The organism is Streptomyces sp. NPDC107454 (assembly GCF_055582885.1).
Map to the genome: position 1 here is coordinate 17,316 of NZ_JBVJPA010000012.1, position 18,038 is coordinate 35,353.

General features: G+C 72.7%; 19 protein-coding genes. 13 read left to right on the forward strand and 6 right to left on the reverse strand.

Features of this window, described 5'->3' with window-relative positions:
- The first annotated feature begins 118 nt into the window (after positions 1–118).
- Together ACZ69M_RS29345 and ACZ69M_RS29350 are read left to right on the forward strand one after the other, a co-directional pair.
- The gene (locus ACZ69M_RS29345) at positions 119–709 is read left to right on the forward strand and encodes an ArsR/SmtB family transcription factor (protein ID WP_470054441.1); all 591 of its coding nucleotides are present in this window, start codon (positions 119–121) and stop codon (positions 707–709) included.
- A 14-nt stretch (positions 710–723) separates the two neighbouring features.
- Positions 724–1,971, forward strand: coding sequence for an MFS transporter (locus ACZ69M_RS29350; protein ID WP_470054443.1), 1,248 nt, complete (start codon positions 724–726; stop codon positions 1,969–1,971).
- A gap of 360 nt (positions 1,972–2,331) precedes the next feature.
- On the opposite strand, the gene ACZ69M_RS29355 is transcribed toward ACZ69M_RS29350, so the two are convergent.
- Positions 2,332–2,967 (reverse strand): TIGR03085 family metal-binding protein, encoded by a 636-nt coding sequence (locus ACZ69M_RS29355; RefSeq protein WP_470054445.1) that lies wholly within the window; start codon positions 2,965–2,967, stop codon positions 2,332–2,334.
- Positions 2,968–3,086: 119 nt separating this feature from the next.
- On the opposite strand from ACZ69M_RS29355, the gene hisI reads away from it, so the two are divergent.
- From hisI to lgt, 11 genes are all read left to right on the forward strand, one after another.
- A complete protein-coding gene (gene hisI / locus ACZ69M_RS29360; RefSeq protein WP_470054447.1) occupies positions 3,087–3,512 on the forward strand; it encodes a phosphoribosyl-AMP cyclohydrolase in 426 nt (141 codons plus the stop codon).
- 11 nt (positions 3,513–3,523) lie between these two features.
- Positions 3,524–5,011: an anthranilate synthase component I gene (locus ACZ69M_RS29365; protein WP_470054449.1), complete on the forward strand. Its 1,488-nt coding sequence runs from the start codon at positions 3,524–3,526 to the stop codon at positions 5,009–5,011.
- A gap of 96 nt (positions 5,012–5,107) precedes the next feature.
- Entirely contained in the window at positions 5,108–5,761 is a 654-nt protein-coding gene (locus ACZ69M_RS29370; RefSeq protein WP_352046555.1) for a TIGR02234 family membrane protein, read from the forward strand.
- 169 nt (positions 5,762–5,930) lie between these two features.
- Positions 5,931–6,182, forward strand: a complete 252-nt coding sequence (locus ACZ69M_RS29375; protein WP_352046554.1) for an HGxxPAAW family protein — start codon at positions 5,931–5,933, stop codon at positions 6,180–6,182.
- A 113-nt stretch (positions 6,183–6,295) separates the two neighbouring features.
- Positions 6,296–6,748 (forward strand): DUF2752 domain-containing protein, encoded by a 453-nt coding sequence (locus tag ACZ69M_RS29380; protein WP_470054452.1) that lies wholly within the window; start codon positions 6,296–6,298, stop codon positions 6,746–6,748.
- Positions 6,749–6,906: 158 nt separating this feature from the next.
- Positions 6,907–7,716, forward strand: a complete 810-nt coding sequence (gene trpC / locus ACZ69M_RS29385; protein ID WP_470054454.1) for an indole-3-glycerol phosphate synthase TrpC — start codon at positions 6,907–6,909, stop codon at positions 7,714–7,716.
- Between the two features lie 7 nt (positions 7,717–7,723).
- Positions 7,724–8,008 (forward strand): tryptophan biosynthesis modulator TrpM, encoded by a 285-nt coding sequence (trpM, locus tag ACZ69M_RS29390; protein WP_373561064.1) that lies wholly within the window; start codon positions 7,724–7,726, stop codon positions 8,006–8,008.
- Between the two features lie 196 nt (positions 8,009–8,204).
- Positions 8,205–9,497, forward strand: a complete 1,293-nt coding sequence (trpB, locus tag ACZ69M_RS29395) for a tryptophan synthase subunit beta (RefSeq protein ID WP_470054456.1) — start codon at positions 8,205–8,207, stop codon at positions 9,495–9,497.
- The gene (trpA, locus tag ACZ69M_RS29400; protein WP_329369278.1) at positions 9,494–10,309 is read left to right on the forward strand and encodes a tryptophan synthase subunit alpha; all 816 of its coding nucleotides are present in this window, start codon (positions 9,494–9,496) and stop codon (positions 10,307–10,309) included. Before trpB ends, trpA begins: the two co-directional genes overlap by 4 nt.
- 117 nt (positions 10,310–10,426) lie before the next feature.
- Positions 10,427–11,203, forward strand: coding sequence for a DsbA family protein (locus ACZ69M_RS29405; protein ID WP_470054459.1), 777 nt, complete (start codon positions 10,427–10,429; stop codon positions 11,201–11,203).
- 191 nt (positions 11,204–11,394) lie between these two features.
- A complete protein-coding gene (lgt, locus tag ACZ69M_RS29410; protein ID WP_470054461.1) occupies positions 11,395–12,483 on the forward strand; it encodes a prolipoprotein diacylglyceryl transferase in 1,089 nt (362 codons plus the stop codon).
- A gap of 56 nt (positions 12,484–12,539) precedes the next feature.
- Here lgt and ACZ69M_RS29415 read toward each other — a convergent pair whose 3' ends face one another.
- From ACZ69M_RS29415 to ACZ69M_RS29435, 5 genes are read right to left on the reverse strand one after another with little or no spacing between them, the layout of a single operon-like run.
- Positions 12,540–13,376, reverse strand: a complete 837-nt coding sequence (locus ACZ69M_RS29415; protein ID WP_470054463.1) for an HpcH/HpaI aldolase/citrate lyase family protein — start codon at positions 13,374–13,376, stop codon at positions 12,540–12,542.
- Positions 13,373–14,593, reverse strand: a complete 1,221-nt coding sequence (locus tag ACZ69M_RS29420) for a CaiB/BaiF CoA transferase family protein (protein ID WP_470054465.1) — start codon at positions 14,591–14,593, stop codon at positions 13,373–13,375. The genes ACZ69M_RS29415 and ACZ69M_RS29420 overlap by 4 nt, the downstream gene beginning before the upstream one ends.
- A complete protein-coding gene (gene rbsK, locus ACZ69M_RS29425; RefSeq protein WP_470054467.1) occupies positions 14,590–15,501 on the reverse strand; it encodes a ribokinase in 912 nt (303 codons plus the stop codon). The genes ACZ69M_RS29420 and rbsK overlap by 4 nt, the downstream gene beginning before the upstream one ends.
- Positions 15,498–16,871, reverse strand: a complete 1,374-nt coding sequence (locus tag ACZ69M_RS29430; RefSeq protein ID WP_470054977.1) for an ADP-ribosylglycohydrolase family protein — start codon at positions 16,869–16,871, stop codon at positions 15,498–15,500. The genes rbsK and ACZ69M_RS29430 overlap by 4 nt, the downstream gene beginning before the upstream one ends.
- Positions 16,871–18,031 carry an ADP-ribosylglycohydrolase family protein gene (locus ACZ69M_RS29435; RefSeq protein WP_470054469.1) on the reverse strand — a complete coding sequence of 387 codons (1,161 nt, stop codon included), beginning with the start codon at positions 18,029–18,031 and terminating at the stop codon, positions 16,871–16,873. The genes ACZ69M_RS29430 and ACZ69M_RS29435 overlap by 1 nt, the downstream gene beginning before the upstream one ends.
- Positions 18,032–18,038: the final 7 nt, after the last annotated feature.

Sequence of the window (18,038 nt, forward strand, 5' to 3'; positions counted from 1 at the left end):
GCGGGCAGTGCACTGAGCCCCGGTCACTGGGTGGCCGGGGCTCGCTTGCGGACAGATGCGAAAGACAAGTTGCGCAAAATCTGTTGTGCAATTTTTCTTTCGTATCTACGGTGAGCTCATGGCCGAGAAGGAGAACCTCCGCCGCATCGCGGACATGGGCACGCTCAAGGCGATAGCCCATCCGCTGCGGATGCAGCTGTACCGGGCCCTGTACGTGGCCAGGACCGCGACCGCGTCCCAACTGGCCGAGCAGGTCGACGAGGCGCCCTCACTGGTCAGCTACCACCTGCGCAAGCTCGCCGAGCACGGGCTGATCGAGGAGGCCGAGCCCCGGAGCGAGGACGGCCGCGAGCGCTGGTGGCAGCCCGCTTCGGAGGGCGTGAGCATCCACGACGAGGACTTCCGGGACGCGCCCGAGAAGAGGGCCATGCATCTGGCGGCCACCCGGCTCTTCCACGAGCAGCGCAGCGACATGTACCGGCGCTACCTCGACGAGCGTCCCACCTGGGCCCCGGAGTGGAACACCGCCGCTCCGGACAACGAGTCCCTGCTGCGACTGACGGCGACAGAACTGTCCGAGCTCGGTGCGGAGCTGCTCGCTCTCATCAAGAAGTACGACGAGAAGAGCCGCGCCGACGAGGCGGCCGGCGCCAAGGAAGGCCGCGAGAACGTGGCGCTGCATGTGTACGGCTTCCCGTTCCGCCCCTGAGAGGACGTACTCCAGTGACCGCGACCGTCATAGGCTCCGCCCCCGCGGGCACCGACCGTCCGGCCCACCGTGACGGCAATGTGCTGCGCTGGCTGGGCGCCTACACGTCGTCGATGATCGGTGACAACGTCTACTACATCGCGTTGTCCTGGGCGGCCGTGCGGGCAGGCACACCCTCGCAGGCCGGACTGGTGATGGCCGTGAGTGCCGTGCCGCGGGCCCTGCTGATGCTGGGCGGGGGAGTGCTCGCCGATCGGTTCGGGCCGCGCCGGGTCGTCATCGGCAGCGACGCGGTGCGCTGCGCGGCCGTCCTCGCGGTGGCCGCGCTGCTGCTCGTGGTCGGTCCCGGCCTGTGGCCGCTGACGCTGCTCGCCCTCGTCTTCGGCACCGTCGACGCCGTCTTCATGCCCGCCGTGGGCGCTCTCCCGGCCCGGGTCACCGGTCATGGCCAGCTCGCCCGCGTGCAGGGTATGCGGGGCCTCGCCATACGCTTCGCCAATGTCGTCGGGGCGCCGCTCGGCGGCCTCGCCGTGGCGCTCGGCGGCTCGGCGACGGCGTTCGGCCTGGCGGGCCTGCTGATCGCCGTGTCCGTGCCGCTGCTTGTGTCCGTACGGATGAGGGAACTGCCCACCGACGACAAGGCCGCGGAGCGCACCGCCTGGCGGGATCTCCGTGACGGCCTCGGCTACATCAGGCGACACCGCGTCCTCGCCCCGCTCATCGCCGCCATCGCCCTCGGTGACTTCGGCTTCGTCGGGCCGCTCAACGTGGGCCTGACCCTGCTGGCCGACCGGCGTGGCTGGGGCGCCGCCGGGATGGGCTGGGTGGTCGCCGGGTTCGGGACCGGTGCGGGCGTCGCCGCACTGCTGCTGACCGTGCGCGGGCACCTGCCGCACGCGGGACGTCTGGCCGGGGTGGCGATCCTGGCGGGCTCGGTCGCGATCGGCGCGCTCGCCTATGCGCCGAGTGTCGCCACGGCTGTCGGTGTCGCCCTGCTCGTGGGGCTGCTCGCGGGGCTCAGCGGCGCCTTGTGCGGCGCCCTGCTGCAGACCCATGCGGACCCCGCCTACCTGGGCCGCGTCACCGCCGTCGCGGGCCTCGTCAGCCTCGGTCTCGCCCCGCTGAGCATGCCGGTGGCCGCCGCCGCGATCGGCTGGTGGGGCACCGGACCGGTCTTCGTGGCCAGCGCCGCGGTCTGCGGCCTCGGCGGGGTCCTCGCGCTGTGCGTCCGCGACCTGCGCCGCGCCGAGCTGCCGAGCTGAGCCGCCGAGCTGCGCCGCCGAGCTGAGCTGCCGAGCTGTGCCGCCGAGCTGTGCCGCCGCGCTGAGCTGCCGAGCTGTGCCGCCGAGCTGTGCCGCCGCGCTGAGCTGCCGAGCTGCGCCGCCGCGCAGAGCTGCCGCGCAGAGCTGCCGAGCTGCGCCGCCGCGCAGAGCTGCCGCGCAGAGCTGCCGAGCTGCGCCGCCGCGCAGAGCTGCCGCGCCGAGCTGCCGAGCTGCGCTGCCGAGCTGAGCTGCCGAGCTGAGCCGCCGCACTGGGCCGCCGAGCTGAGCCGCCGCACTGGGCCGCCGCACTGGGCCGCCGAGCTGTGCCGCCGAGCTGTGCCGCCGAGCTGGGCAGGCCGCTCAGAGACCCAGCTGCTTCGTCTCGCTCAGCTTCGCGATCGCGTCCTCGTCGCCCTCCAGCTCCACGTCGGCCGTCTTCTGCCGGCCGAGGGCGAACATCAGCAGCTCCGAGGGCTCGCCGGTCACCGTCACCACAGGTGTGCCCCGGTGGGCGACCGCAGTCTGGCCGTCAGGGCGGCGCAGCACCAGGCCGGTCGGGGCGCCACGGCCGGCGAGGCGGGCGGTGCGCTCCAGGCGGGACCACAGGGCGTCCTGGAAGACCGAGTCCAGCGGGCGCGGCGTCCAGTCCGGCTGGGCCCGCCGCACGTCCTCGGTGTGGACATAGAACTCCACCGTGTTCGACGCCTCGTCGATCTGCTTCAGCGCGAAGGGCGAGAAGCGCGGCGGGCCCGTACGGATCAGCTGGATCAGCTCCTCGTAGGGCTTCTCGGCGAACTCCGCCTGCACCCGCTCCAGACGCGGCGCGAGCTGTTTGACCAGCAGCCCGCCCGCGGCGTCCGCGCGGCGCTCGCGCACCACCACGTGCGCGGCGAGATCACGGGTGTTCCAGCCCTCGCACAGGGTCGGGGCGTCCGGGCCCTCGGCCTCCAACAGGTCGGCGAGGAGAAGTCGTTCACGCTTGGCATGGGTCGACATGCCAGCAAGCCTACGACCGCCCCGGGACCGCGCACAGTGGACACCGGCGGGCGGGGCAGCACGGTCCGGCCTGTGGACAACCGGCGGGCGCGTCCCACGGGCGCGGCACAATGGTCTGCATGACCAGCACGCCCCCGCCCAGCAGTCCCAGCGGCCTGGATCCCGAGATCGCCGCGCGCCTCAAGCGCAGCGCCGACGGACTCGTCCCCGCCATCGCCCAGCAGTACGACACCGGTGAGGTGCTGATGCTCGGCTGGATGGACGACGAGGCGCTGCACCGCACGCTCACCACGGGCCGCTGCACGTACTGGTCGCGCAGCCGCCGGGAGTACTGGGTGAAGGGCGACACCTCCGGCCACTTCCAGTGGGTGAAGTCCGTGGCCCTGGACTGCGACGCCGACACGATCCTGGTCCAGGTCGACCAGGTGGGCGCCGCCTGCCACACGGGCGCCCGTACCTGCTTCGACGAGGACGTGCTCCTCAAGGAGGCGGCCCTCGTGGACACCCAGGGCGCCGATTCCGGCGTACCGTCACTGGATCAGTAAGGTCAGCCGCCATGGACCTCGAGACGTTCCGCAAGCTGGCCACCGACCGTCGTGTCATCCCCGTCAGCCGCAAGCTCCTCGCCGACGGCGACACGCCGGTCGCGCTCTACCGCAAGCTGGCCGCCGAGCGCCCCGGCACCTTCCTCCTGGAATCCGCCGAGAACGGCCGCGCGTCCTTCTCGTGGTCCCGGTACTCCTTCATCGGCGTCCGCAGCCACGCCACCCTGACCGAGCGCGACGGACAGGCCCACTGGCTCGGCACCCCGCCCGTCGGCGTCCCCGTCGAGGGGGACCCGCTGGCCGCCCTGCGCGCCACCATCGAGGCCCTGCACACACCGCACGGAGAGGGCCTGCCCCCGTTCACCGGCGGCATGGTCGGCTACCTCGGCTACGACATCGTGCGCCGCCTGGAGAAGATCGGCCCCGGCGAGCGGGACGATCTGAAGCTCCCCGAGCTGACCATGCTGCTCACCAGCGACCTCGCCGTCATGGATCACTGGGACGGCTCGGTCCAGCTGATCGCCAACGCGATCAACCACAACGACCTCGACACGGGCGTCGACGAGGCCTACGCGGACGCGGTCGCCCGCCTCGACGCCATGGAGGCCGACCTCTCCCGCGCGGTCTCCCAGCCGCCCGCCGCGCTCCCGCCCTCCGAGCTGCCCGAGTACAGCGCCCTGTGGGGCGGCCCGGACTTCCAGGACGCCGTCGAGGACATCAAGGAGCGCATCCGGGCGGGCGAGGCCTTCCAGGTCGTCCCCTCCCAGCGCTTCGAAACGCCGTGCACGGCAAGCGCGTTGGACGTCTATCGCGTACTGAGGGCGACCAATCCCTCCCCGTACATGTACCTCTTCCGCTTCGACGGCTTCGACGTCGTCGGCTCGTCTCCCGAGGCCCTGGTCAAGGTCGAGGACGGGCAGGCGATGGTGCACCCCATCGCGGGCACCCGGCCGCGCGGCGCCACCGTCCAGGAGGACCAGGCCCTCGCCGACGAGCTGATCGCCGACCCCAAGGAGCGCGCCGAGCACCTGATGCTCGTCGACCTGGGGCGCAACGACCTGGGGCGGGTCTGCGAGCCCGGCTCCGTCGAGGTCGTCGACTTCATGTCCATCGAGCGCTACTCGCACGTGATGCACATCGTGTCCACCGTGACCGGACGCGTCTCGGCGGGCCGTACGGCCTTCGACGTGCTCACCGCCTGCTTCCCGGCCGGCACCCTCTCCGGCGCCCCCAAGCCGCGCGCGATGCAGATCATCGACGAACTCGAACCGTCCCGGCGGGGACTGTACGGCGGCTGCGTCGGCTACCTCGACTTCGCCGGCGACTCCGACACCGCCATCGCCATCCGTACGGCCCTGCTGCGCGACGGCACCGCGTACGTCCAGGCGGGCGCCGGCATCGTCGCCGACTCGGACCCCGTCGCCGAGGACGACGAGTGCCGCAACAAGGCCGCCGCGGTCCTGCGCGCGGTGCACACCGCCAACCGGCTCGGCCGGTAGCAGGCGGCGGAATCCGGGTTCTGCCCTACGAGTTCGGGCGATAGGACGAGGGTCACGTGAACCCCGGGTGACGGTTCGCCCGGGGTTCAGGCGATAGTGGACTACGTGACAGCTGTACCTCCCCCCCGATCCGAAGCCGCGGGACCCGCCCGGTCCGGCCGCCGAAGCCTCGCCGTCGCCCTGCTCAGCGGCGCCCTCGGCGCGGCCGTGGCGCTGCTCTCCACCCGGCAGAGCTGGTCGGCGGGCACCGCGACGGTGGCCGGCGGCGCCTTCCCGCTGACCGCCAAGGGCAGCGACGTCACGGGCGTGCCCGCGGCGCTCGCCATAGTGGGCCTCGCCGCACTCGTCGCCGTCTTCGCCGTCCGCAGCTCCGGGCGCTTCCTCGTCTCCGCCCTGCTCGCGCTCTCCGGCGCGGGCACGGTCGTGGCGGCGGTGCTCGGCGCGAACGACAGCTCCGCCCTCGACGAGAAGGCCGCGGCCGCCTCCGGCGACACCGCCGCCACCGCGAGCGCCCTCAGCCACACCGCCTGGCCCTACGCGGCCGCGGCGGGCGGCGCGCTCATCCTCCTCGCGGGGCTGCTCGCGCTGCGCTACGGACGGCTGTGGCCCGCGATGTCCGGCCGCTACGAGCGCGACGGGACGCCCCGGCCGCGCAAGGCCAAGCCGGTCGACCCCGACCGGCCCGAGGACATCTGGAAGGCGCTCGACCGGGGCGAGGACCCGACGGGACCGGATCCGGCCGGGACCTAGGACCGGAATCGGGCAGACCGGGCCGGGCCCTACGGCCCGGGACCTTGGTCGTGACGTGCAGAATGTGACGTGGCAGTCGCCACCCCGCGCTCCCGCCCCAGGCGTGCGTACGGGAGAATGGACGATGAGCGTCCGACTCACACACGTAATCAGCAACGAGGAGCAAGTCATGGCGGGCAGCAGCCACGGTCACACCCCGGCCGCCTGGACCGGTGTCATCATCGCCTTCATCGGTTTCTGCGTCGCGGGTGCCTTCATGGTGATGGCCAACCCGCTGGGCTTCTGGGCCGGCATGGTCATCGTCGTCCTCGGCGGTGTCGTCGGCATGGCCATGCGCGCGGCGGGCCTCGGCCAGCCGAAGAGGACCGCGGCCCCGGTCGCCGCGCACCCGGTCCGCGAGGCCGTCGGCGCCGAGAGCTGACCCCCAGGGCTTCTCGAGAGGCGGTCCCGGCACTCCCGCCGGTACCGCCTCTCGCGCGTCCGCCCGGGGCGCGCCGCACCCGCGGCGAGCGCGCCACGCCCGGGACGGGCAGAATGCGACGGGTGAACGCCGAAACCCGGAGGGTGACAGGGCCCCGACCTGCTGAGCGGCTCCTGCCGCGGCGGCTCGTCGTCCCCGCGGGGATGCTCGCGGCCGTCGCCGGTGCCTTCGCGTACGTCGGGGCCGTGGACCCCAACCAGCCAGGGCACTACCCCGTCTGCCCGCTGCTGCGCTACACGGGCCTGTACTGCCCCGGCTGCGGCGGTCTGCGCAGCGCGCACGCCTTCGTGCACGGGGACCTCGCGGCGGCTTTCACGGACAACGCGCTCGCTTTCACGGGCTACTTCGTCTTCGCGGTGGTGTGGACCGTCTGGGCGGTCCGCTCGGCGCGTGGCCGGCCGCTGCGGATCGACCTGGGGCCCGTGCACCTGTGGAGCGCGGGTGTGTTGCTCCTGGCCTTCACCGTTGTCCGGAACCTGCCCTTCGGTGGCTGGCTGCACCCTTGATCAAATGGCAAACGTCCAGGTAGTGGGACCGGCGTCAACCGGATGTGAAGCCTAGGCCTTCCTCCGGATACCATCGGAGTGACCCGTCATGACCGTCGGAACGGCGGTCTGGGGTCGACAGGCTCAACCGTTCACCGTCAGGGAAGGGGGCCGCTCGCGTGAGTGTGCTCGACGAGATCATCGACGGAGTCCGTGCCGACCTCGCGGAGCGGCAGGCGCGCGTCAGCCTCGACGAGCTCAAGGAGCGCGCGGCCAAGGCTCCCGCGGCCAAGGACGGCCTCGCCGCCCTGCGCGGCGACGGCGTCAAGGTCATCTGTGAGGTCAAGCGCTCCAGCCCGTCCAAGGGCGCGCTCGCCGCGATCGCCGACCCCGCGACCCTCGCCGCGGACTACGAGGCGGGCGGCGCGGCCGTCATCTCGGTCCTGACCGAGCAGCGCCGCTTCGGCGGCTCGCTGGCCGACCTGGAGGCGGTCCGCGCCCGGGTCGACATCCCCGTGCTCCGCAAGGACTTCATCGTCACGTCGTACCAGCTGTGGGAGGCCCGCGCGTACGGCGCCGACCTCGCGCTGCTGATCGTGGCCGCCCTCGACCAGGCCGCCCTGGAGTCCCTCATCGAGCGCGCGGAGTCCATCGGGCTCACACCGCTCGTCGAGGTGCACGACGAGGACGAGGCCGAGCGGGCGGTGGACGCCGGGGCGAAGGTCATCGGCGTCAACGCGCGCGACCTCAAGACCCTCAAGATCGACCGCTCCACCTTCGAGCGGGTCGCTCCCGAGATCCCGTCCGGCCTCATCAAGGTCGCCGAGTCCGGCGTCCGCGGGCCGCACGACCTCATCGCGTACGCCAACGCCGGCGCCGACGCGGTCCTGGTGGGCGAGTCCCTCGTCACGGGCCGTGACCCGAAGACGGCGGTCGCCGACCTCGTCGCGGCCGGGGCCCACCCCGCGCTGCGCCACGGACGGAGCTGACACCCCGGTGCACAGCGCGCCCCACGCCACCGCCGTCACCCGTCCGGGCCCACGCCCCGACGGGGGAGTGGCGTGCGTGCGGGCGGCTGCCGCCGGGGCGCGCGATCCCTACGCCCGCCTCGCCCGCGGCTGCCGGCCGCGCGGCTGCCGGGCACCGGCCCGCCGCGTCCACGGGCGCCGCGTGCGGTATGTCATCGGTGACGAACCGGGCCAGGTCAACGGCATGCGATGGCCCGCCGGCGCACGCGTATCAGGCGCCGTTCCGGGCCCGCCGCACCCCGCGGTGAGCTGACGGCTCCCCGGCTCGGCCGGGGGCTTCCCGGCTGCCGCTTTCCGTGTCCCCCGGCTCGTTTCCCGAGGACTTCGTCTCCGGGAATCGGCGGGTGGGCGGGAAGCGGACGGTGTCGTCCGGGCGACCTGTGCGTGCGCGACCGACGTGACCCCTGTCCGACCTGTAACCGGGGCTGTCGCCCCTGCGAGGTATCCGCATGCCCAGCGAGTTCTTCATTCCCGACCCCGAGGGTCAAGTTCCCACCGCCGAGGGGTACTTCGGCGCGTTCGGCGGCAAGTTCATCCCGGAGGCGCTGGTCGCCGCCGTGGACGAGGTCGCCGTCGAGTACGACAAGGCGAAGGCGGACCCCGAGTTCGCCCGCGAGCTCGACGACCTGCTCATCCACTACACCGGGCGCCCGAGCTCACTCACCGAGGTGTCCCGCTTCGCCGAACACGCCGGTGGCGCGCGCGTCTTCCTCAAGCGCGAGGACCTCAACCACACCGGGTCCCACAAGATCAACAACGTGCTCGGTCAGGCCCTCCTCACCAAGCGGATGGGCAAGACCCGCGTCATCGCCGAGACCGGCGCCGGTCAGCACGGCGTGGCCACCGCCACCGCCTGCGCGCTCTTCGGCCTCGAGTGCACGATCTACATGGGTGAGATCGACACCCAGCGGCAGGCACTCAACGTGGCCCGCATGCGCATGCTCGGCGCCGAGGTCATCGCCGTGAAGTCCGGCTCCCGCACCCTCAAGGACGCCATCAACGAGGCCTTCCGGGACTGGGTCGCCAACGTCGACCGCACGCACTACCTCTTCGGGACCGTCGCGGGGCCGCACCCCTTCCCCGCCATGGTCCGCGACTTCCACCGGGTCATCGGCGTCGAGGCCCGGCGGCAGATCCTGGAGCGCGCCGGACGGCTCCCCGACGCGGCCATCGCCTGCGTCGGCGGCGGCTCCAACGCCATCGGCCTCTTCCACGCCTTCATCCCGGACGCGGACGTACGCCTCATCGGCTGCGAGCCCGCCGGACACGGCGTGGAGACCGGGGAGCACGCCGCGACCCTGACCGCCGGTGAACCCGGCATCCTGCACGGGTCGCGGTCGTACGTCCTCCAGGACGAGGAAGGGCAGATCACCGAGCCCTACTCCATCTCGGCGGGCCTCGACTACCCGGGCATCGGACCCGAGCACTCCTACCTCAAGGACAGCGGCCGCGGCGAGTACCGCGCGGTCACCGACGACGCGGCCATGCAGGCCCTGCGCCTGCTCTCCCGCACCGAGGGCATCATCCCGGCGATCGAGAGTGCCCACGCGCTCGCCGGGGCCCTGGAGGTCGGCAAGGAGCTGGGCAAGGACGGGCTGATCATCGTCAACCTGTCCGGGCGCGGCGACAAGGACATGGACACGGCCGCCCGCTACTTCGGCCTGTACGACACCACCGCCGACGCCGTCGTCGAGCCGGACGCCGGCAGTGACACCGCCGAGATCGAGGGGGACGCCAAGTGAGCGGCAACATCCAGCTGTTGAGCGACACCCTCGCCGCCGCGAAGGCGGAGGGGCGCTCCGCGCTCATCGCGTACCTGCCGGCCGGGTTCCCGACGGTCGACGGCGGGATCGCGGCCGTCAAGGCCGTCTTCGAGGGCGGCGCGGACATCGTCGAGGTCGGTCTGCCGCACAGCGACCCCGTCCTCGACGGTCCCGTCATCCAGACCGCCGACGACATCGCCCTCAAGGGTGGCGTCAAGATCGCCGACGTCATGCGCACGGTCCGTGAGGCGCACGGGGCCACCGGGAAGCCGGTGCTCGTCATGACGTACTGGAACCCCATCGACCGCTACGGCGTCGAGCGCTTCACCGCCGAACTGGCGGAGGCGGGCGGCGCAGGCTGCATCCTGCCCGACCTGCCCGTCCAGGAGTCGGCGCTGTGGCGTGAGCACGCGGAGAAGCACGGCCTCGCGACCGTCTTCGTCGTCGCGCCCAGCAGTAAGGACGCCCGGCTCGCCGAGATCACCGCGGCGGGCAGCGGCTTCGTGTACGCGGCCTCGCTGATGGGCGTCACGGGCACGCGGGAGTCCGTGGGGGCCCAGGCCCAGGACCTGGTGCGGCGCACCAAGGCCACCACCGAGCTGCCGGTCTGCGTCGGCCTCGGCGTCTCCAACGCCACCCAGGCGGCCGAGGTGGCCGGCTTCGCCGACGGTGTGATCGTCGGCTCGGCCTTCGTCAAGCGGATGCTGGACGCGGCGGACGAGGCCGCGGGCCTCGACGCGGTCCGCGCCCTCGCGGGCGATCTGGCGAAGGGCGTGCGCGGCACGGCCTGAGACACCTTCCGCCGCGTACGCGTCCTGTTGCGTACGTAACGGACAATCCACTCACTCGAACGGGTGGACCTGGGACCGGGGAGGCGCGCTGCGCCTCCCCGGTTCGTTCTGCCGGTTGTGAGCGAGAAGAACCGTGACGGAAAGCGCACCGCCCGCGAGCGGATGGCGGTCGAGCGAGAGAAGCAGAAGTCCGCGGACAGGCGCCGCCGGGCGCTGATCGTGGGCGCGTCGGTGGTGTGCGTCCTGGCCCTTGCCGGGGTGGTGGGCATCCTCGCCGCCAACTCGGGCAAGGACAAGAAGAGCGCCGCGTCGGGCCCGGCCGTGTCGCCCTCGGGTGCGACCGGCAAGGACGGCCTCGCGATCCCCGTCGGCAAGGACAGCGCCAAGTCGACCCTCACGGTCTGGGAGGACTTCCGCTGCCCGGCCTGCCAGGCCTTCGAGACGGTGTACCGCCCGACGATCCACGAGCTGGTGGACGCCGGAAAGCTCAGGGTCGAGTACCACCTGGTCACGCTCATCGACGACGGCAGGGGCGGCAGCGGCTCCCGGCACGCGGCCAATGCCGCGGCCTGCGCCCAGGACGCCGGAAAGTTCACGGCGTTCCACGACGTGCTGTACGAGAACCAGCCCAGCGAGACCACCGACGACTTCTCGAGCGACAGCAAGCTCATCGGGCTCGCGGGCAAGGTCGACGGCCTGGACACCCCCGCCTTCCAGAAGTGCGTCAAGGACGGCACGCACAACAGCTGGGTCGTGAAGTCGAACGCGGCCTTCCAGAGCAGCGGATTCCGGGGCACGCCGACCGTGCTGCTGGGCGGCAAGAACATCTACGAGGACCAGACGATGACCCCCGCGAAGCTCAAGCAGATGGTGGAGGCGGCGAACAAGGCCTGAGCCCCGAGTCGGCCCTGTGCCCCCGGCTCGGACACGGGCCGGGGGCGACTCATGTCGTTGCTCACGTCCTGAGCCGAGTTGTGGCCTCTGTCACAGCCCCTGTCAGGGCCTCTGTTCGGGGCCCCTGTTATGGACCCGTAGCCGGGCTGCTTGCCGTGGGTCCGGTCCGGCAGGGTAGCGTCGACCCTGCCATGGATATCGCCTACATTCCCAGCCCGTCGCACGGTGTGGTGCACCTCGGCCCCATCCCGCTGCGCGGCTACGCGTTCTGCATCATCATCGGCGTCTTCGTAGCCGTCTGGCTCGGCAACAAACGCTGGATCGCCCGGGGCGGGCGGCCCGGCACGGTGGCCGACATCGCGGTGTGGGCCGTCCCGTTCGGCCTGGTCGGCGGCCGGCTCTACCACGTGATCACGGACTACGAGCTGTACTTCAGCGACGGCCGTGACTGGGTGGACGCCTTCAAGGTGTGGCAGGGCGGCCTCGGCATCTGGGGCGCGATCGCGCTCGGTGCGGTGGGCGCGTGGATCGGCTGCCGCCGACGCGGCATCCCGCTCCCCGCCTGGGCCGACGCCCTCGCCCCCGGCATCGTCTTCGCCCAGGCCATCGGGCGCTGGGGCAACTGGTTCAACCAGGAGCTGTACGGCAAGGCGACGGACGTCCCGTGGGCGCTGCACATCACGTCCTCCACGGACGGGCGCGTGCCGGGGTACTACCACCCGACGTTCCTGTACGAGTCCCTGTGGTGCGTCGGCGTCGGCTTCCTCGTCATCTGGGCGGACCGCCGCTTCAAGCTGGGCCACGGGCGGGCGTTCGCGCTGTACGTCGCCGCGTACTGCGTCGGCCGCGGCTGGATCGAGTACATGCGCGTCGACGACGCCCACCACATCCTGGGCCTGCGTCTCAACGACTGGACCGCGATGGTGGTCTTCCTCCTCGCGGTGACCTACATCGTGGTGTCGGCGCGGCTGCGGCCGGGACGCGAGGAGGTCGTCGAGCCGGACGGGGACACCCCCGACGGGGATGCGGTCGACCTCGACAAGAAGGCCGACAGCGAGGCTGACAGCAAGGCCGGCGGCAAGGCTGACGACGAGGCCGACGAGACGACCGACAAGAAGTCCGACGGCAAGAAGCTCGACACCAAGAAGTTCGACGCCAAGAAGTCCGAGGCGCAGACGGACACCGAGTCCGACGAACCCGCGCAGTCCGAGGAGTCCGCGGAATCCGAGGAGTCCGCGGAGGCGGCGAGGGGCGAGGCCGAGTCGGCCAAGAAGGTCTGAGCTCTTCCGGTACGTCGAAGGGGGCGCCGCGTCCGAGGACGCGGCGCCCCCTTCGCTCATTTCCGGCGGGAGAGCGCCAGCGTGCGGCGGGCGCCCGCCACGACCGCCGCGTCCACGAACCGGCCGTCGGGCAGGGCCTGGGCGCCCGGCTCGGTGGCGGCGGCCTTGACGATGAGCTCGGCGGTCTCGACCTCGGCCGGGGTCGGGAGATAGGCGTGTTCGATCACCGGGAGCTGGCGGGGGTGGATGGCCGCGCGGCCGAGAAAGCCCAGGGTGCGCCCGTGGGCACAGGAGGCGGCCAGGCCTTCGAGATCCCGGATGTCCGGGTAGATCGACTGCGTGGGCGGCGCGAGGCCGGCGGCCCGGGCGGCGACCACGATCCGGGCGCGGGCCCAGTCCAGGCCCGCGTCCTCCCGTACGCCCAGGTCGGCCCGTAGATCCGCCTCCCCCAGTCCGATGCCGCGCACCGCCGGGTGGGCCGCGGCGATGGTGAAGGCGTGTTCGACACCGAGGGCGGTTTCCAGGAGGGCGTACAGGGGGATCGCGCCTCCCTCGGAGGGGGCCGAGTGCTCCGCGACCCGGACGACGTCGGCCGGGGAGGTCACCTTGGGCAGCCGGAGGCCGGAGAGGCCGGGGAGCGGGGCGAGCGTCCTCAGGTCGGCCTCGGCGAAGGGACCGTCCAGCGCGTTCACGCGGACGTGGACCGGGACCGGGGGAGGGTCCGAGAGCAACTCGGCGGTGGCGGCGCGGGCGTACTTCTTGCGGTGCGGGGCGACCGCGTCCTCCAGGTCGATCAGGACGACGTCCGCGCCGGAGACGAGGGCCTTCGCCACCACTTCCGGGCGGTCTCCGGGGGCGTAGAGCCAGGTGAGCGGGAGGGCCGGGATCCTCATAGGGCGCCTTCCGATCTGAGGGTGGTGATCTCGGCCTCGGACAGGCCGAGTTCGCTGAGGACGGCGTCCGTGTCGGCGCCGTGGGGGCGGCCCGTCCAGCGGATCGCGCCGGGGGTGGTGGAGAGCCGGAAGAGCACGTTCTGCATGCGCAGGGGGCCGAGTTCGGGGTCGGCGACGGTGGTGATCGTGTCCAGGGCCGCGTACTGCGGGTCCTCCATCACATCCCGTACGTCCTGGATCGGGGCCACCGCCGCCTCCGCCTTCTCGAAGGCGTCCAGGACCTCGGCGCGGCGGTGGCGGGCGATCCAGGAGCCCACCGCCTCGTCCAGGACGTCCGCGTGGCGCGCCCGGTCGGCGCCCGTCGCGAACCACGGTTCCTCGATCAGCTCCGGGCGCCCGACCAGCCGCATCAGCCGCTCGGCGATCGACTGGGCGGAGGTCGAGACGGCGACCCAGGAGCCGTCCGCCGTGCGGTAGGTGTTGCGGGGCGCGTTGTTCGCGGAGCGGTTGCCGGTGCGGGGCTGGACGTAACCCACCTGGTCGTACCAGAGCGGCTGCGGGCCGAGCACGGTGAGGATCGGCTCGATGATCGCCATGTCGACCACCTGGCCGCGGTCCGAAGCGTCGCGGGCGCGGAGCGCGGCCATGACGGCGTACGCCGTCGCCAGGCCCGCGATCGAGTCGGCCAGGCCGAAGGGTGGGAGGGTCGGCGGGGAGTCCGGTTCGCCGGTGATCGCCGCGAAGCCGCTCATCGCCTCGGCGAGGGTGCCGAAGCCGGGGCGGTGCGCGTACGGGCCGAACTGGCCGAAGGCGGTCACGCGGGCGAGGACGAGGCGGGGGTTGGCGGCCGACAGCTCCGCCCAGCCCAGGTCCCACTTCTCCAGGGTGCCGGGCCGGAAGTTCTCGATGATCACGTCGGCGGTGGCGGCGAGACGCAGCAGGGTGGCGCGGCCGCCGGGCCTGGACAGGTCGAGGGTGATGGTGCGTTTGTTGCGGCCGAGGAGTTTCCACCACAGGCCGACGCCGTCCTTCGACGGGCCGTGGCCCCGGGAGGGGTCGGGCTTGGCCGGGTGCTCGACCTTGACGACCTCCGCGCCGAAGTCGCCGAGCATGGTGGCGGCGAGCGGTCCGGCGAACAGGGTGGCGAGGTCGAGGACGCGCAGCCCGGTGAGCGGACCGAGTTCCGTCCCCGTTTCCGCACCCGTATGCCCGCTCATGAGGTGTGCCGGGTGTGCGAGGCGGCCTGGGCGTCGATCTCGGAGCGGTACGGCATCGAGGACGAGGCGCCGACGCGCTGCACCGACAGGGACGCGGCCGTCGACGCCCATGCGAGGGCGGCGCGCATCGGCCGGCCCTCGGCGAGTGCGACCGCCAGGGTGCCGACGAAGGTGTCGCCCGCGCCGGTCGAGTCCACGGCGGTGACGCGGGGCGCGGGCACGCTGAGGGGTTCGGCGCCGCGGGCCGCGTACAGACTGCCCGCCGCGCCCAGGGTGACCACGACTTCCGGTACCTGGTCGAGCAGGGCGGTGGCCGCTTCGTGGGGGTCGGTGACGCCGGTGAGCGCGGCGGCCTCGTGCTCGTTGGGCACCAACAGGTCGATGGAGGCGAGGAGTTCGGGCGGCAGGGACTGTACGGGGGAGGGGGTCAGGATGGTCCGGACGCCGTGGCGGCGCGCGGCCTCGGCGCCCGCGAGGACGGCGGCCAGCGGGATCTCCAGCTGGAGCAGCAGCGCGCCGGCGCCGGCGATGAGGGCTTCGTCGCCGGGGGCGAGGTGGTCGACGGTGGCGTTGGCGCCGGGGATGACGACGATCGCGTTGCCGCCCTCGTCGTCCACGACGATGTGCGCGGTGCCGGACGGGCCCTCGGTGGTGCGCAGGTGGTCGGTGTCCACACCCGAGTGCTCCAGGGTCGTACGGAGCTGGGAGCCGAAGGTGTCGGCGCCCACCGCGCCGATCATCGAGACGTCGGAGCCCGCGTGAGCGGCGGCCACCGCCTGGTTGGCGCCCTTGCCGCCGGGGATCGTACGGAACTCCCGTCCCGTCACGGTCTCTCCGCGCTGGGGGGCCTTCGCGACGTACGCGACGAGGTCCATGTTCGTGCTGCCGAGCACGGCGATAAGGGTCATGGGTGACGGGTCTCCCGGTGCGTGAGCTGGTGGGTCAGCTGGGCGAGGGTGTCGAAGCCGACGCCGTCGAAGTCGGCGACGGAGGTGGCGAGGCGGTTCTTGAGGGGGGTGGTCCAGCGGTTGGGGAGCGCGGCGGGGGCGCCGGCGAGGAGGCCCGCGACGCTGCCCGCCGTCGCGCCGTTGGAGTCGGTGTCCCAGCCACCGGACACCGCGCGACAGATGGAGCCGGAGAAGTCGCCGTCCGCGTGGGTGAGGGCGGCGGTGATCAGGGCGGTGTTGGGGAGGGCGTGGACCCAGTGGTAGGCGCGGTGGGTGGTGTGCAGTGTGTCGACGACCGTGTCGAAGTCCTCGGTGGTGCGGGCGAGGTGGACGGCGTGGCGGATCGCCTCGGCCAGCCGGGAGGCGGGGGGCACGACGGTGAGGCCGGTGCGCAGGCAGGCGTGGACGTCGCCGTGGCCGGTGGCCGCCTCGGCGACGGTGGCCGCCGTGAACATCGCGGCGTACACGCCGTTCGCGGTGTGGGTGAGGGTGGCGTCCCGGTGGGCCGCTTCCGCGGCGGCGGCCGGATCGCCCGGATTGGTCCAGCCGTGGACGTCGGCGCGGATCAGGGCGCCGATCCATTCGCGGAAGGGGTTGCGGTGCTCGGCCGTGTGCGGGGGTTCGATGCCGGTGAGGAGGTTGCGGTAGGCGACGCGTTCGGCGGTGAACGTGCGGCCGGCGGGGAGTTCGTCCAGCCAGAGGCGGGCCACGTCGGCGGTCGTGAAGTCCCTGCCGTGCCGCTGGAGCAACAGGAGGTTCAGGAGGGGGTAGTTGAGGTCGTCGTCCTCGGGCATGCCGTCGATGTTCTCGGCGAGGGAGGTGGGCGCGGAGCGTCTGTTCCAGGGGTGGGCCCGCAGGAGGTCGTCGGGTACGCCCCGGGCGGTGAACCAGGTGCGCAGGGGCCAGTTTCCGCCGGCCCGGGCCAGGTCGCGGATCCCGTCGAGGGGGAGCTTCTCCACCGGTTTGCCGAGCAGACAACCGACCGCTCTGCCGAGCCAGGCGGCTTCCAGGCGGGCCTGGGCGGGGGCCGATGCGGGCTCCGGCCGGGCGGGCCAGTCCGGGCAGTGGGCCTTGATCCGCTCCAGGTCCGTCGGCTCCGTGTCCGCCAACCCGCTGGGCAGCTCCGCCAGTTCGTCCAGGAGGTCTCCCGCCAGTGCGCGCAGATACCGCGAGGCCGGAGTCGGGGACGTGCCCGCGCGCGGTGGGGCCTTTGCTCCGCCCGCCGCGTGCCAGCGGGCGGCGATCGCCTCCGGTGCGCGGCCGTCCTGGTACGCCTGGGCGAGTTCGTGGCCGAGCAGGTCCTCGGGCTGGACCCAGGTCAGTCGGAGCATCATGGGGTCCCCGTCAGCTCGGCGTACGCGGACTCGTGGGCGCGGCGACGGCCCACGTCACGAGCGAAGATCTCGCGGGTCACCCCGGTGAGGGTGGCCGCCGGGGCGTGCAGGTCCAGGCGGCTGGACTCGGCGACGGTCTTGGCCCAGTCGTGGGGGATCTCGGAGCCGAGGGCACCGGCGAGGGCGCCGGACATGGTGGCGATGGAGTCGCAGTCGCGGCCGTAGTTCACCGAGCCGAGGACCGCGTGCCGGTAGTCGCCCCCGGACACCACCAACATGCCCAGGGCGACGGGGAGTTCCTCGATCGCGTGGAGGCGGGAGGGGCGGCGGGCGGCGAGGGAGGGGGAGCGGTAGTCGGGGCCGACCGTGTCGTAGGGGGCCACCGCCTTGCGGAGCGGGATCAGCGCCGACTCGAAGTCCTTGTGGCGGGCGGCGACTTCGCAGACCGCCTCGATCGCCGACCGGGTGCCGTCCTTCGCCAGGGACAGGCAGGCCGCGACGACCGAGTCCGGGCTCGCCCCGGGCGCGCACGCCGCCGCGACCCCCGCCGCGAAGACGCCCGCCGCCTCCCGTCCGTACGACGACTGGTGGGCGCCCGCGACGTCGAGCGCCTCGGTGTACGCGCCCGCCGGGTTGGCCGCGTTGACCAGGCCGACCGGCGCCATGTACATCGCGGCGCCGCAGTTGACGATGTTGCCGGTGCCGGCCTCCCGTGGGTCCACATGGCCGTAGTGGAGGCGGGCCACCAGCCACTTCTCCGCGAGGAAGATCCGCTGGAGGGGGATGGCCTCGGCCTCCAGTTCCGGGATCCAGCGCGGGCCCGTCATGAGGTCGGGGACCAGGTGCTCGGCGACGGCGTACGCGTCGAGGTGGTCGCGGACGGTGGCGTACACGCGTACCAGCGCGTGGGTCATCAGGGTGTCGTCGGTGACGTGTCCGTCGCCCTTGTGGTACGGGGCGATGGGGCGGGCGGTGCGCCAGGCGTCGCCGTTCCAGGGGCCGACGATGCCGTGGATCCGGCCGCCGTGCCGTTCGACGATCTGCTCGGGGGTGTAGCCCTCGACGGGGCCGCCGAGCGCGTCGCCGACGGCGGCTCCGACGAGGGCTCCGGTGATGCGTTCGTCGAGGGTTCCCGATCCTTCTCCTTTGGGCGTCATGCCCGAA

Coding starts and splice junctions, on each gene's coding strand:
- ACZ69M_RS29345 (WP_470054441.1), top strand. CDS start 119: ATGGCCGAGAAGGAGAACCTCCGCCGCATCGCGGACATGGGCACGCTC.
- trpB (WP_470054456.1), top strand. CDS start 8,205: ATGCCCAGCGAGTTCTTCATTCCCGACCCCGAGGGTCAAGTTCCCACC.
- rbsK (WP_470054467.1), bottom strand. CDS start 15,501: ATGACCCTTATCGCCGTGCTCGGCAGCACGAACATGGACCTCGTCGCG.
- ACZ69M_RS29365 (WP_470054449.1), top strand. CDS start 3,524: ATGGACCTCGAGACGTTCCGCAAGCTGGCCACCGACCGTCGTGTCATC.
- ACZ69M_RS29355 (WP_470054445.1), bottom strand. CDS start 2,967: ATGTCGACCCATGCCAAGCGTGAACGACTTCTCCTCGCCGACCTGTTG.
- ACZ69M_RS29415 (WP_470054463.1), bottom strand. CDS start 13,376: ATGAGGATCCCGGCCCTCCCGCTCACCTGGCTCTACGCCCCCGGAGAC.
- ACZ69M_RS29380 (WP_470054452.1), top strand. CDS start 6,296: ATGCGACGGGTGAACGCCGAAACCCGGAGGGTGACAGGGCCCCGACCT.
- lgt (WP_470054461.1), top strand. CDS start 11,395: ATGGATATCGCCTACATTCCCAGCCCGTCGCACGGTGTGGTGCACCTC.
- hisI (WP_470054447.1), top strand. CDS start 3,087: ATGACCAGCACGCCCCCGCCCAGCAGTCCCAGCGGCCTGGATCCCGAG.
- ACZ69M_RS29430 (WP_470054977.1), bottom strand. CDS start 16,871: ATGCTCCGACTGACCTGGGTCCAGCCCGAGGACCTGCTCGGCCACGAA.
- ACZ69M_RS29375 (WP_352046554.1), top strand. CDS start 5,931: ATGGCGGGCAGCAGCCACGGTCACACCCCGGCCGCCTGGACCGGTGTC.
- ACZ69M_RS29435 (WP_470054469.1), bottom strand. CDS start 18,031: ATGACGCCCAAAGGAGAAGGATCGGGAACCCTCGACGAACGCATCACC.
- ACZ69M_RS29420 (WP_470054465.1), bottom strand. CDS start 14,593: ATGAGCGGGCATACGGGTGCGGAAACGGGGACGGAACTCGGTCCGCTC.